Origin of the sequence: Aquimarina rubra (assembly GCF_042684305.1) — a bacterium.
Lineage (GTDB): Bacteria > Bacteroidota > Bacteroidia > Flavobacteriales > Flavobacteriaceae > Aquimarina > Aquimarina rubra.
On the sequence record NZ_JBHULE010000019.1, the window covers coordinates 2,138,118 to 2,151,681 of the forward strand.

The window sequence follows — 13,564 nt, forward strand, 5'->3', positions numbered from 1 at the left end:
GATTATTGAAAAAACGATATAAACGAACAGATGAAAAAAAATATCCTACTCTTAATGATGCTGATACTTAAAGTGTCATATGCTCAAACCAATGTAGATCAATTATTAGAATTAGGTATAGAGAACGCACAACGTTTTAGTTCGGATTACTTTGCTCCAGCCGGAGAAGCTTTGGTAAATAGTATGTCTAATGGTTGGTATAAAACCGCTAAAGTGAAGAGGCTATGGCGTTTTGAGGTAGGCTTTATCGGAAACCTGTCTTTTGTAAGGGAAGAAAAACAGTCATTTGTCCTGAATACTGTTGAATATGATGGAGTTGAGTTTAGGGAAGGGCCATCAAGCCAGGTTGTTGCGAATGCATTTGGTGGGAATCGTGGTGATATAGTTGTCGTATTAAACCAAGGTCAATTAGCTCAAGTAGAAGTTACGTTACCAGATGGTATTGGTGGACAAGAAGTGAATATAGCGCCTACAGGATTTCTTCAGGGATCTATGGGGATATCAAGAAGTACAGAAATTAAGGCAAGGTTTTTACCTAAAATTGCTATCAGAGAAAACACCGAAGTTTTTTTATACGGATTGGCAGTGCAACACGAATTGACAGATTGGATTTTTTCTTGGAAAAGGCTTCCTTTTAGGTTTTCTGGATTAATAGGGTATACCAATGTAAGAGGATTTTATGATTTTACAGCAGACAGTGGGATAGATGGAGCAGATCAGGAAATCCGCTTAAAATCTAATTCCTGGTTGGTGAGTGGTATCATTTCTACAAAGCTTCCAAAGTTTAATTTTTATGGAGGTTTTGGGTATTATACAGGAAATAGTACAGCAGATATTTTAGGAACTTACCAAGTGGAAAATGGTCCTTTGTCTTCGCAAACGGTAGAGGATCCGATCTCTGTAGATAATAAAACTTCAGGTCTAAAAGCAACTATTGGTGCTAACGTAAAATTAGGGTTCTTTAGAGCGAATTTAGATTACACACTTCAGAACTACCAAAATCTGTCTATTGGGTTAAATTTTGGATGGTAGTATGAAAAGAAATTCATTGCAAGGTTCGTAATTTTACGAGCCTTTTTTTGTGAGAAAAAGAATGATTTTTATTTGAATTCTGACCAATATCATTTATCGATAATTAACCATTTTCTGGAGCTAAAAAATCGGTAAAGAATTCGTATTTTCGCGGTGCAAAAAATATTAATTAACATTCAAAAATATAGATAATGAAAGTTACAGTAGTAGGAGCAGGAGCAGTAGGTGCTAGTTGTGCAGAATATATTGCCATTAAGGATTTTGCTTCAGAAGTAGTGTTGTTAGATATCAAAGAAGGATATGCAGAAGGTAAAGCAATGGATTTGATGCAGACCGCTTCTTTAAATGGTTTTGATACCAAAATAACAGGAACTACCAATGATTATTCTAAAACTGCAGGAAGTGATATTGCTGTAATTACTTCTGGTATTCCTCGTAAACCAGGAATGACAAGAGAAGAATTAATTGGTATTAATGCAGGAATTGTGAAAACGGTTTCTTCTAGTTTGATTGAGCATTCTCCAAATGCAATCATCATTGTTGTCAGTAATCCTATGGATACTATGACATACTTGGTGCATAAAACTACAGATCTTCCAAAGAATAGGATTATCGGTATGGGTGGAGCTTTAGATAGTGCACGTTTTAAATATAGATTAGCTGAGGCCTTAGGAGCACCTATTTCTGACGTAGACGGAATGGTGATCGGTGGACATAGTGATAAAGGTATGGTGCCATTGACAAGATTGGCTACAAGAAATAGTGTGCCGGTTTCAGAATTTATCTCTGATGAGCGTTTAGAGCAAGTTGCTGCTGATACCAAAGTAGGTGGAGCTACACTTACAGGTTTATTAGGAACTTCTGCTTGGTACGCACCAGGAGCTGCAGTTTCTGGTTTGGTACAGGCTATAGCTTGTGACCAGAAAAAGATATTCCCTTGTTCTACTTTACTAGAAGGAGAATATGGTTTAAATGATTTATGTATCGGAGCACCTGTAGTGTTAGGCAGAAACGGTATCGAAAAGATAGTAGAAATTGAACTTAGCGATGCTGAAAAAGCAAAACTTGCAGAAAGTGCTGAAGGAGTGAAGAAGACAAATGGATTGTTAGAGTTGTAGTCCATTGAATCCTTTTAGAAATATGATAAAAGAGCTGCTATTTAAATAGTAGCTCTTTGTCTTTAAATAAATATGTATGTTCAAAAAATCCTTAAGCATATTCAAGATATCAGTAAGAATCATTATGCTGCTATTGTTAGTAAGTGCTTGTAGTTTTGGGCCAAAGTCAGATAAGGTCATTGAAATGACTTTAGAGCCAAATGAAGCTGTCGATTCTGATCAGGAAATGAATAGAATTGTTCAAAAGCTACGTCAAAGACTGCAAAAAGTAACGACAAATGCTGAAGTATTGGCGTTGCCCGATAAAAATCAAATCAAAATCACGGTTGCTACTCATTATAAAACAGAAAGATTCAATAGGTATATCGTTAATCCAGGGAAATTGGATTTTTATGAAACCTACAAAAATGAAGAAATGTTCTCGTTTCTTGCGGAGGTTTATGAGCGAGTGAAAAATAAGGATTCTATTGTACATCCTTTCCAAGATTTAATCAAAGAATCTGGATATCCGGGAGGGCCTATTTTGTTTTCTGTAGAAGAAAGGGATACAGCCACAGTAAATAGATATTTTTCTATGAAGGGAGTTGAATCAGCCTTACCTGTAAAGAAACGATACGTAAGGTTTTTATGGGGTATAAAAGAAAAAGGGACAGGATATATTCCGTTATATGCTCTTAAAAAAAACAAACTAGGTAAGCCTGCTCTTAGTGGAGATGTAGTGATGAATGCTTTTCCAACATATAATGCATTGGATATGCCAGCGATTTCAATGCAAATGAATGAAGAGGGTGCCGAAAAATGGGAGAGTTTAACGGGGAAAGCGTACCAACAACGATCTAATATCGCCATAGTTCTGAATGATCAGGTATATAGCGCTCCTGGCGTGTCAGCTGGTCCGATACATGGAGGTCGTTCTGAAATATCTGGAGATTTTACGGCAGAAGAAGCTCAAGACTTTGCAAATATCCTAATGTCAGGAGCAATTCCTAAAATGAGTATAATCGAAGTTAAAGTAAGAGAAATAAAATAAAAATAGAGCTAAAGAGTTTATCAGTATGATGCTAATAGTTATTTATAAAAAGACTTTAGCAACGAAGTTTTAATTTTTCTATATTTGCGGGCATGAAGAAAGAATGGTACTTCAAGATTTTGATTACTGCATTTACACTACTAGTTGTAATGCAGCAACAAACCGTTGTGCCTAACCAGGAAATAGTTCTGGAGTTCACAGATGTTGAAGTAACTTCTTTAGAAGCTCAAAACGCGATCACAATTGTAAAAAAGCAATTAGAGTCAATCGGGGTTAAAAATACTCGAATATCTAAGGAACTTCATAACGGCAAACTTAAGATTGCTTATTATAGTGATGCTGATGTAGAGAGTATCAAAAAAATATTTTCCAAAGAACAGAGGGTAGCACTAGATCATATTCTTTATGATAAGGGCAATACAGGTGATCAATCACCTTCAGATAACAATTCTTCACATTACAATTTAGACGTTTATAAAATCCATAAGAGTACAGATCTTGATACGGACTTTAATGGGATTTATGTTCTAGAAATAAAGCAAAAACAAGACAGAGCTTCTGGTTCTTATGCCTATAGTTTTGTAACTACAAATAGTACTCATCATTTAGATAGGTTACTAAAATCGGCTCAAAAAGTAAATGGCGCAATAGCCATAGCAATTGATAATACTTCTTATAAAATTCCAGAGGTAAGAGCTGGGCCATTTTCCTAACAAGAGGAATTAAGCTTTGTAGAATTCCTTAAAATCTAAACATTATAAAATTTGAAGAAATGAAGGATAATTATTGATTATCCCGACTGTTTTAATTTTTATATGAAGCTAATGTCAAAACTATGACTAAGCTCACTAATCACAGAATATTAATAAACTAGTAATTGTCGGGTCTTAAATGATTGTAAGAATCATTTTTTGATAAGATTCGACCAAAATAAATAACAATGCAAAATAAAGGACTTGTTAGAGTATTTGCGATTTTATTTGGATTGGTATGTATTTACCAATTATCGTTCACATACTTAACATATACAAAAGAAAAAGAGGCTGAAGTTTATGCTGAGAATAAATTTCCCGAGACCGTAGAAAACTACTCGAAGAAGAGAGAAACTGCACAACGTGATTATTTAGATTCTATAGGTAAGGATCCGATTTTTGCGAATTTCAGTTATAATGATGCTAAGTCAAAAGAGCTGAATAAAGGACTTGACCTTAAAGGAGGAATTAACGTAATTCTCCAGATTTCGGTAAGAGATATTTTAGAAGGGTTGGCTAATAATTCTAAAAACCCTGCTTTTGTTCAGGCTTTAGATGCAGCTGATCAAACACAAAAGAATAGTCAAAATACTTATGTAGAAGACTTTTTTATCGAGTTCGAAAAAATCCCGGATGCACAATTAGCATCTCCGGATATTTTCGCAAATAAGAACTTAAGTGATGATATCACTTTTGATATGACGAATGATGTTGTAAAACCGGTTCTGAAAAGAAAGATTGACGAATCTGTAGTTTCAGCTTTCGAAGTATTACGTAAACGTATCGATAAGTTTGGTGTTACACAGCCTAATATCCAGCGTTTAGGAGAGTCTGGTCGTATTTTGGTGGAATTGCCTGGAGCTAAAGATGTAGACCGTGTAAAAAAGCTTTTACAGAGTACTGCACAGTTAGAGTTTTGGGACGTAGAGAATGCTCAAGAACTTGGACTTTTCTTAAATAGAATGAATGAAAAGCTTAAAAAGGAATTAGAAGCTAAAGAAGGGAAAGATACTAAGGAAGAAGTAGCTGATGAGGTTACAGAATCAGAAAAAGTATTAGATACTGTTCAGACAGATACTACAAAAACTGATGCAGATGCAGAAATCGAAAAGTTATTAGCAGATTCAGAAGATTCTACTGATGTTGAAGCACAGGTAAACCCTATAAATGACTTAGTCGGACCTCCATCGGTTCCTGGAGCTTTAGTTTCTGTTGCGATTAAAGATGTTGAAAAATTTGATGAATATCTAAACAGAAAAGATATTCAATCTTTACTACCACAATCTTTACGATATACAAAATTCGCTTGGAGTAAGCCGGAGAAAGAAGGAGAAAGAGTAGATCTATATGCTTTAAAAGGAAATCGTGATAATACTCCAGAATTAAGTGGAGGTGTAATTACAGATGCTGCCCAATCATATGACCAAATGAACAATGTAGTGGTTACCATGCAAATGGATGGTAAAGGAGCTAAAAAATGGGCTGAAATGACTGGTAGAGCTTCTCAAACCAGAGGTCAGATTGCGATTGTATTAGATAACATCGTATATTCAGCACCTGGTGTTTCTAAAGGAGCGATTACAGGAGGTAGAAGTGAAATTTCTGGAGACTTTACAGTAGAAGAAGGACAGGATTTAGCAAACGTTTTAAGAGCTGGTAAATTACCTGCTTCTGCTGATATTATTCAGAGTGAAGTTGTAGGGCCATCTTTAGGTCAAGAAGCAATCGATAGTGGTGTTATGTCTTTTGGGATCGCATTAGTATTGATCTTAATCTGGATGATCTTTTACTATGGTAAAGCAGGAGCCTTTGCTGATGTGGCATTGGTAGTGAATATTTTATTCATTTTTGGAGTGTTAGCCGGATTAAAAGCGGTATTAACATTACCTGGTATCGCCGGTATTGTATTAACGATCGGTATGTCTGTGGATGCGAACGTACTTATCTTCGAACGGATTAAAGAAGAGTTAGCTAAGGGTAAATCTCAGGTAGATGCGATCAAAGATGGTTTCAATAATGCATTGTCATCTATATTAGATGCGAATATTACTACAGGTCTTACAGGTTTAATTTTATTATTCTTCGGTACTGGACCGATTAAAGGATTTGCGACTACTTTATTAATAGGTATTCTTACATCGTTATTTACTGCGATTTTCATCACAAGATTATTTATCGATGGATATGGTAAGAATGGTAAGGAATTAGCGTTCTCAACGGCTGCAACTAAGAACTTGTTTAAGAATGTAAATATTGATTTCTTAAGAAAAAGAAAGATTGCTTATGTTATTTCTGCGGTTATTGTATTAGCAGGTTTAGGATCTTTGTTTACGCAAGGTTTAGATCAAGGTGTGGATTTTGTTGGAGGTAGAACATATACGGTTCGTTTTGCTAAGGATGTAGTTCCATCTGATGTAGAAAAGGATTTGGTAGCTGTCTTTGGTAGTGCACAAGCTAAAACCTTAGGAGCTAATAATCAATTAAAGATTACTACTAAATATAAGGTAGATGAAACAGGTGAGGCAGTAGATTCAGAAATTTCGAATTCTTTGTTTACAGCATTAAAACCTTATTTAACCGATGGAATGACTTATGAAGCATTCTCTGATGGAGATGAAGATAAACAAGAGGGGATTATGCGTTCTATGAAGGTTGGACCAACAATTGCAGATGATATTCAGCAGGCGGCTTATATTTCTGTAATAGGTTCGTTAATCGTGGTGTTCTTATATATCTTATTAAGATTTAGAAGATGGCAGTTTAGTTTAGGTGCCGTAGCTGCGGTATTCCACGATGTATTAGTGGTGCTAGGTGTATTCTCATTAACTTGGAAATTTATGCCATTTAATATGGAAATAGATCAGGCATTTATCGCTGCAATATTGACGGTTATTGGATACTCATTGAATGATACGGTGGTTGTATTTGATAGAATTCGTGAGTATTTTGCAGAACATACGACTTGGACGTTAGACAAGAATATTAATGGAGCATTAAATAGTACATTAAGTCGTACGTTAAATACCTCGTTAACTACTTTATTAGTATTGATTGCAATCTTCATTTTTGCAGAGCCATTAAGAGGATTTATGTTCTCGCTAATTATTGGTGTACTAGTCGGTACATATTCTTCATTATTCATTGCAACTCCTGTAATGTATGATACAGTGAAGAAAGTAGGTTTAAAAGAAAAGAAGAAAACTGAAGAGTAAGAATCTTTAAATTTTAGATATTAAAAAATCCCTGTGCTAAAAAGTACAGGGATTTTTTTATTGATGTTTTTTAGGTTTTAAAACTTAACTCATTCAGATGAAATTACATCTTTTTAAATGAAATAGAATCCCCTTCTTTAAGATTCCATTGATCTGATAATCCTGCGTTGATTTCTAAAACATATTTTGCTGGTTTTACAGAAGGAAGCGAAGTTTCATCTAATGGTTTTGCGTTTTTCTGGAAACTTACAATTTTATACTGATCGTCTATATAGATAATATCCAGTGCTATCAATGTGTTTTTCATATAGAAGCTCTGAGGTCGCAGATTTTCTTGAATAAATAGCATTCCTCTCTTTTCTTCCATTGACTTTCGGTACATCAAACCTGTTTCTCTTTCATAGTCATTATCGGCAATTTCAATATCTAAGGCAACAATGGGTTTAGGAATGGAATCTTGTAAATTATAAATAGAAAGTTCTCCTTCTTTTGTGAATTTTATTTCTTCTGTTATAATCTTCTTGTCGGTCGCTTTTTTACAGGATAAAATTGATAGGGTAGAAGCTGCTATGAGTGTTATAAAAATGTTCTTTTTCATGATTGTTTTTTTTGTCATTATAATGTACTTGTCTACCGTAACTTTGGCGAAGGTAGATTGGAATAAATTTAGAATCGGAAAGTACTAGTTTTATTTCTGAAACGCAATTTCGGAAACAGACAAATCTTTATTATAAAAAGCCGCACTTCAAAAACTTGAAGCACGACTTCTCTCAACTAACTAACCAGCATTTATTTTTAATTATGAATGAAGAATTACGAATTTGACTTTATAGTTGATTGTTTCAGAATGACTATAGGGAAATTCTAATCCGTAATTTGTAAAAAATTAATCCCATAATTCCTCCAAAAAGAACTGTGCACACAAAATTGAATAAACTAGGGGCAGGATGTCCACCGTCAGCTGGTGGAAATGAATAGAATAAATCGAACAATTTTGAAGTGCTATGTGAATAGTAATAACACGAATCGGGAATCAAAATTTCTTCTATAAAGAAATAGTTTAATGCTAATGCCATTGATGATCCAATAACGATATGTAATAATCTTATTTTTATAGTATTCCTTTTTATATAGTATGTTGATTTATTCTCCAATCCTAATTCTTAATTCAATATTTATTATTAGTTACGCTCCATCATTTCCCCAATCAATCTTTCTGGATACCATCATAATCGTTCCAAGAATTAAAAACAATCCTATACTTCCTACTAATAGTGCATAATTTTCTAATTGAATAATTACAAAAATGAACGTATACAATGCGATCAGAGAAGCAGCAATTAATCCCATAAACTTAAAACTTCTCAGAATTGCTTTAGAATAAATTGATATGAGTAAAACTACCGCAATTCCAGCTACTCCATAAGCATATAAAAAGCTAGAATGTTCAGAAATAGAGATCAATAAAGTATAAAACATGGTTAGGGCTAATCCGATCATTAAATATTGGAAAGGATGAATGTGAACCTTACTAACTGTTTGGATGAGAAAGAATACTAAAAAAGTCAATGCTATTACAAGGTACCCATACTTAGTAGCGCGTTCACTTTTTTGGTATTCGTCTACGGGGATTAGTAATTTTACTCCAAACGCTGATGAATTGATGTGTGGTAGTTCACCAAAAAACTCTTGCTCGAATTCTCTGTTGATTTGCAGTACTTTCCAGTTTGCTTTAAAACCATTTTCAGAGATCTCTTTAGTTTTTGTATCCGGTAGATAATTGCCATTAAAACTTGGTGAAGCCCAGTTAGAGGTCATAGCTACATTGGTTTCTCTCCCTACCGGTATGAATCGCAATTGCTCGCTACCATTTACTTTTAATTCCATTTCAAAATGGACTATGTTCTCTTTGGGTAAAGAGATTTCCTTTAGAAATTTAGTTTCAAATCTATTGGTATTTGAATTTTGGGTATATCTGGATTGTAATGGATAATTTTCGGAACCCATTTTTAATTCCAGATTACTTCTAATTCCTTTAGAATTTGTGGAATTTATGATAACGGTAGCTTTATTCCATAATATATCTTCAGGTTTGATGTCTCTAATATCGAAATTAGGAGTAGTAAATGAACCTTTTATTTTCATATCAGCAGTGTATACAACAGATTCATAAATACTTCTTCCTAAATTTTCTGATTCCACATTAGTGCTGATATCTAATGTATTAGGAAAGAAAAAAGCTTGATGAACTGAAATGATATCTTCTTGAAGATAGGATTTGGTTTTTTCGTCCCATATTTTTTTAATCTTATGGGTTTGATACGGTATCTTAAGAATTGGACCATATAACAATACTTCGTTTCCCCATTTTTGGTTGATCTCACTTACCACTTCTTCTTGTCTGTAGGCTCTTTCCTGTATAAGGTTTTTGATATAGGATAGCGGAATTAATAAAACCAAAATCAGTATCCCCACCATTAACATACGAACGGTAATTGAAGTTTTTATCCACTGTCCAAAGGACTTTTTTTGTTTTTGAGTTTCCATAGTATTTGAAATTTATAGTGTTTATATTTTTTAATTATTTTCTTTTCGGTAATGATGAATTAAATGATAGGTGATGATTAAAAAACCACCAAAGCCTATGGTAAATGCCCAAGTATTGATGTGTTCTATCGGGAATATGACTCGTTGGAATATATCCCCTAGAATATCCATAGGATTTTGCAGAAGGTCCCAACTGTTCCACCGAAGTATTCGTCCCATATAAATCCCAAATCCACATAATAAAAGGGTGAGATGTGTAATGAAATATGTAGTCTTTCTGGAAAAATGTTTCTGAAGGAGTTCTTGCATAGTTCGCAAAGAGGCAAATCCTACGATTAATCCATTAATGGCAAAAGATAGAATTAACAATACATCAAACCATACAGAATGCAAAGTGCTAAGACGTATGTGTTGTAAATCAGTAAGGATATAGGGAGCGTTAGGGAGAAATGCTAGCCAAAAGATAAATCCTACTCCAAACAAAAATCTATTCTTGTGTATTTTGCTGAAACTTAATATCGTAGTTATTCCATATGGGACACAGGCTAAAAACAGATTCCAAACCAAGAATAGGAAAAAATTAGATTCCACCTTCGTTATTCTTATAAAAAGAAGTATGATGCTAAATGTGACAGCAATGCTAAAACCTTTAATAAAAGGTAATTGTTTATAGATAGTGTTCATTATTAGATAGTATTAGGAAAGGGGGTTGTGAACTACAATAAGAAAGTATCCAATAGCGATCGGAATATTGAGTAAGAATACCAATACTGTGGTAAGGTTTTCTTTATAATAATGATAGTTAATGATGGAGTTGGCTAATAGTCCGATGAAAGTAATACCATTAAGAACTATTGCGATCATAACATAGAAAAGCCCTGTCATGATTATTGGCTCCCAAGCTGTGACGAGATGAAGTAATAAAAGTATGGTGCCCAACAAAAAGCTAAACATAGCTATCATTAAGGCGTTTCTATTAACGGATTGTGTTACTTGCATGATGTAGAAATTAAAAAAGTGGTTCGTATAGTGTCTAATGGTTGATCTAATAATTTTTTAAATTCCAATTGATGGAATGTATATGCATCGCTGCCTTTTCTAAATGCGGTTCTAAACATTCTGAATTTATCCGGATAGAGTAGGGTGCCAATTGTAATTACGGTATAGAGGTATAAGCTCTTTTTGCCATTGCCTAAAAGATAATACTGCATGGATATTTCTTCGGGGACCGTAATTCCTGTTTTGGTCAACACGTGAAATACATCGTGGTTCTCGAGTTTAGGCTGAGGTGTAAAATCGTGTTGTAATAAAAAGCTACCCAAATGAAACCCAAGACTGGTTTTAGGGTACTTCAATAATTGGGATATGGATATATCCCAAGGTTCTTCTTTTTTGAACCATTTTTGATATGGAATTTTACTCCATTCATATAAAATTTCTAATAAAACTGATCTCATTTTATATTTTAAAAGTACTTTGAATTTCAAAGTAAATTAATAAAAAAAATAGGTTTGTTGACTCCCTCTAGAGAGGGATAGAAATACGATGCGGTTTACCGCATTAGTATTTCTTGGGTGTGTTTTACTGTTTTAATAATTTTTCAATAGCCTCTACATGTTTTTTAAATGCTTCGCGACCTTTTTTAGTGGCGCTATAGCGTGTATTAGGTTTTCTTCCGATAAATGATTTTTCGACTAAAATATATTCCTCTTTTTCCAAAGCTTTGGTATGACTCGCTAAGTTGCCATCGGTTGCACCAAGCAATTCTTTTAACATTTTAAAATCGGCATATTCATTAACCATCAGAATCGACATAATTCCTAATCGAATCCGATGATCAAATGCTTTGTTTATGTCGTCTATTATATTTTTCATCTTTTATTTCCACAAAATTGGAAATCCTTTTTATCTATCATGTTTGAAATAGATTAAACTACCATATATGATATGCATCACCCCAAATCCAAGCACCCAAAACCAAAACCCAAAGCCTGGATATATGGCACAGATCAAACCTAATATAATTTCTACATATCCCAAATATTTTACGTTGCCAATAGTATATTTAGAGGCATTTACTAATGCTAACCCATAAAAGATAAGCATCAACGAGCCTGTTAATCCATAATGATTGCTAAAGATTTTAATCATAATATAGATTCCACCGGTAACCAACGGTACCAAAAAGGCAGTTAGTAATCTTTTAGAAGCACCGTTCCATAAAGTTTCATTATTTTTTCTAGCTTTTCTGCTACTCAGAATTGCTGCAGTTATTATGCTTAAAAATGCAATAGCAGCCAAATCAATTAAGATGTAATTAAATATTTTTCCATCCAGAATTAGGTATTCCCTTCCGCTTATACTTACTAAGTAATAGGCAATTGCTGCGCCAATGATTGCATAGATTCCGGCTAGGATTCCTGATAAACCGCTTAGAGAGAAAAAACGAGATGATTTATTCATCATATCCTTAATCTCTGTGATATCTTTTAAATAATCTTCTGTGCTCATATTAAAAGTACTTTGAAATACAAAGTAAAATCAAAATATTGAATTGTGCAAGTTTTGGATTATTTAAATAAGTCTATTAGATCAATTTTAATTTCAGAGTGAATAGTTGATGGTGTTTCTTTGTGTATATGTATAAATTTAAAGACGAAATTGATATCATCTTTTACTATGACATTACTCTTGTTGATAATTTTCGTTCTTCTATCTGTGAAAATTATAATGTAGACATATTTTGAAAAACTATTTATCTCAACTAATCTCTCTTGGTACACCTGCGATTGAATTTTAGCGGATTGTATTTTTCTTAGAAAACTTTCATCTGTACTTTTTGTACTGCCTAAGTTTAACTGCTTTAATTCGCAGAGGAAAGAATTTTTTTCAGTTAGTATTAGATTATCAATTCTTCCGTTATTAATTTGAGCTTCAGATATTGGATAATAGCCAGAAAGGAATACAAACTCTTCAAATCTCCTTTGAAAATGTTTTTCAGCTTTACTTTTGTTTTTTATTTCAAAATCATAATAAAGTGTCATGTAATTAGCAAACCTTTGAAGCACCATTTCGATAGATTCTGTCGTTTCTAATTTATCCTGAATATGAGTTAGAATCTTATCACAATCATTGATAGTCTCGAAGACTTTATTTTGAGAATTTAAAAATTTGTTTTCGAATAAAATATTGTAACCTAAGTAATCCGTAGCTGATGTATTTCTATAGTTTGGACAAAATATTTCATAAATGTCCTTCAACTTTCTCATAGAATCTCCATAGTGATATTCATATTTATAAGTTAAATAAAAATCAATCTCCGTTAAATTTGAACAAAAACTGTTAAGCTTTTGGTGAAGCTGGGAATTAAGGTTTGGCTCTATTTTTCCAATTATATCCCTTAATGAAATAAATACATCATCAAAAGTTGATTTAAGTGAACTATTTCCTAGAAATTCTTCATTCCTTAATTTATTTAAGCACTGAATTGCTGAAATTTCATTCGTTCCGCGAAAGTTCTTTACTGGTAAATTAGCCAATTTTGATTTCGATTCAGAAAGAAGGGTGTCTACAATTGACTTTATAATATTTTTGCTATTATTTTTGAAATTTATAAAATCGGAATTTTTGTCCAAATCGTGATGAAAGTTAAACAATTTACCAAGTATCGATCGGGTTTCGGGATTTTCCCATAAATAATGATAAAAGAATGAAACCTCCTTATAAAAATTAAGCACATTAATTTTATCGTTGGATGTTTTTAACAAATCACCGAGAAGTTTTATTCGTCTTAATCTTACATTTAGACTGTTTATTAATATTGTATTTTTTTGTTTATTCATCATTTCAATTTTCTATTTGATCTAAGTTACT

At 33.3% G+C, this 13,564-nt stretch carries 13 protein-coding genes; 5 read left to right on the top strand and 8 right to left on the bottom strand.

What is annotated here, in order from left to right:
* Window positions 1-30: 30 nt before the first annotated feature.
* From ACFSR1_RS18010 to secDF, 5 genes are all read left to right on the top strand, one after another.
* A complete protein-coding gene (locus ACFSR1_RS18010; protein ID WP_378294405.1) occupies window positions 31-1,032 on the top strand; it encodes a DUF6588 family protein in 1,002 nt (333 codons plus the stop codon).
* A 191-nt stretch (window positions 1,033-1,223) separates the two neighbouring features.
* On the top strand, window positions 1,224-2,150 hold the full coding sequence (mdh, locus tag ACFSR1_RS18015) for a malate dehydrogenase (RefSeq protein WP_378294406.1): 927 nt from the start codon (window positions 1,224-1,226) through the stop codon (window positions 2,148-2,150).
* A gap of 76 nt (window positions 2,151-2,226) precedes the next feature.
* Window positions 2,227-3,180 carry a SecDF P1 head subdomain-containing protein gene (locus tag ACFSR1_RS18020; protein ID WP_378294407.1) on the top strand — a complete coding sequence of 318 codons (954 nt, stop codon included), beginning with the start codon at window positions 2,227-2,229 and terminating at the stop codon, window positions 3,178-3,180.
* A 92-nt stretch (window positions 3,181-3,272) separates the two neighbouring features.
* Window positions 3,273-3,893: a hypothetical protein gene (locus ACFSR1_RS18025; RefSeq protein WP_378294408.1), complete on the top strand. Its 621-nt coding sequence runs from the start codon at window positions 3,273-3,275 to the stop codon at window positions 3,891-3,893.
* A 227-nt stretch (window positions 3,894-4,120) separates the two neighbouring features.
* Window positions 4,121-7,144, top strand: coding sequence for a protein translocase subunit SecDF (gene secDF, locus ACFSR1_RS18030; protein ID WP_378294409.1), 3,024 nt, complete (start codon window positions 4,121-4,123; stop codon window positions 7,142-7,144).
* 103 nt (window positions 7,145-7,247) lie between these two features.
* On the opposite strand, the gene ACFSR1_RS18035 is transcribed toward secDF, so the two are convergent.
* From ACFSR1_RS18035 to ACFSR1_RS18070, 8 genes are all read right to left on the bottom strand, one after another.
* The gene (locus ACFSR1_RS18035; RefSeq protein WP_378294410.1) at window positions 7,248-7,742 is read right to left on the bottom strand and encodes a DUF192 domain-containing protein; all 495 of its coding nucleotides are present in this window, start codon (window positions 7,740-7,742) and stop codon (window positions 7,248-7,250) included.
* Window positions 7,743-8,329: 587 nt separating this feature from the next.
* Complete coding sequence (creD, locus tag ACFSR1_RS18040) at window positions 8,330-9,691, bottom strand: cell envelope integrity protein CreD (RefSeq protein WP_378294411.1); 1,362 nt, start codon at window positions 9,689-9,691, stop codon at window positions 8,330-8,332.
* Window positions 9,692-9,721: 30 nt separating this feature from the next.
* Window positions 9,722-10,375 (bottom strand): DUF1361 domain-containing protein, encoded by a 654-nt coding sequence (locus tag ACFSR1_RS18045; RefSeq protein WP_378294412.1) that lies wholly within the window; start codon window positions 10,373-10,375, stop codon window positions 9,722-9,724.
* 12 nt (window positions 10,376-10,387) lie between these two features.
* The gene (locus tag ACFSR1_RS18050) at window positions 10,388-10,690 is read right to left on the bottom strand and encodes a hypothetical protein (protein WP_378294413.1); all 303 of its coding nucleotides are present in this window, start codon (window positions 10,688-10,690) and stop codon (window positions 10,388-10,390) included.
* Window positions 10,681-11,148 carry a hypothetical protein gene (locus ACFSR1_RS18055; protein ID WP_378294414.1) on the bottom strand — a complete coding sequence of 156 codons (468 nt, stop codon included), beginning with the start codon at window positions 11,146-11,148 and terminating at the stop codon, window positions 10,681-10,683. The genes ACFSR1_RS18050 and ACFSR1_RS18055 overlap by 10 nt, the downstream gene beginning before the upstream one ends.
* 124 nt (window positions 11,149-11,272) lie before the next feature.
* Window positions 11,273-11,566 carry a winged helix-turn-helix domain-containing protein gene (locus ACFSR1_RS18060; protein WP_378294415.1) on the bottom strand — a complete coding sequence of 98 codons (294 nt, stop codon included), beginning with the start codon at window positions 11,564-11,566 and terminating at the stop codon, window positions 11,273-11,275.
* A gap of 30 nt (window positions 11,567-11,596) precedes the next feature.
* Window positions 11,597-12,202, bottom strand: a complete 606-nt coding sequence (locus ACFSR1_RS18065; RefSeq protein ID WP_378294416.1) for a hypothetical protein — start codon at window positions 12,200-12,202, stop codon at window positions 11,597-11,599.
* Window positions 12,203-12,261: 59 nt separating this feature from the next.
* Window positions 12,262-13,533, bottom strand: a complete 1,272-nt coding sequence (locus ACFSR1_RS18070) for a PD-(D/E)XK nuclease domain-containing protein (protein ID WP_378294417.1) — start codon at window positions 13,531-13,533, stop codon at window positions 12,262-12,264.
* Window positions 13,534-13,564: the final 31 nt, after the last annotated feature.